This is a genomic window from Burkholderia sp. Ac-20392, from assembly GCF_017104585.1.
Classification (GTDB): domain Bacteria; phylum Pseudomonadota; class Gammaproteobacteria; order Burkholderiales; family Burkholderiaceae; genus Burkholderia; species Burkholderia lata.
Genome location: NZ_JAAGPB010001168.1, coordinates 1 through 678, shown reverse-complemented (window position 1 = coordinate 678; position 678 = coordinate 1). Strand labels below are relative to the sequence as shown.

The following is a 678-nucleotide window of genomic DNA, read 5'->3' as shown; positions in this document are numbered from 1 at the left end:
CCGTTCGGTTCGGACTGCACGAGCCGCGCGGGCAGCCAGCCGAGCGACGGCGCGAGCCACATGTCGATGCGGCGCGTGTCGCCGTCGCGCCTCGGCAGGCGCATGAAGTGCCGCGCGCCGATGATGCCGGCCTGCGTCTGCACCTGCTCGTCGCCGATCACGGTGATCGGCCAGGTCTCGCCGCTGTTGTTGTCGATCACGAAGAACTGCTGCGTGACGCCCGGCTTGTACGCGGACGGATTGCCACGCACGAGCCCCGACAGCTGCATCAGCATGCTGAAGCGGTCCTGCACGCCGTCAGGCAGCGGCGCATTGTTCGGCGTGCGCGTGAACACGACCTGCCGGATCTCGCGGTTGAAGATCGCGATATCTTCCGGCCGCTTGCCGCGCTTCTCGACGTAGCGGTCGGGCGCGACGCCGAACGCGTCGATGCGGCCTTCGCTGCGGTAGGTGAACGGGCCGACGAACGGCACGGGCATCGACACCGACAAGTCGTAGGTGTGCCCGTCGGTACGCCAGTGGATCGTGCCGATCATGTTCTGCATGCCGTTGTAGAACGTGTCGTACTGCAGGTCGCCGGACGGCGGCGCGGTGAACTTCACGCCGTTCGTCGCGGGGCCCGGCGTCGCGGCGCTGGCGGCGCCGGCAGCCGATGCGGCATGTGCGCCCGATGCGCCC

The 678-nt window shown here is 69.0% G+C and carries 1 protein-coding gene; it reads right to left on the bottom strand.

What is annotated here, in order from left to right; all coding sequences use genetic code 11:
* Positions 1-678, bottom strand: a 678-nt coding sequence (locus G3N99_RS41430) for a DUF3108 domain-containing protein (RefSeq protein WP_206125334.1), incomplete at both ends; no start/stop codon positions are given.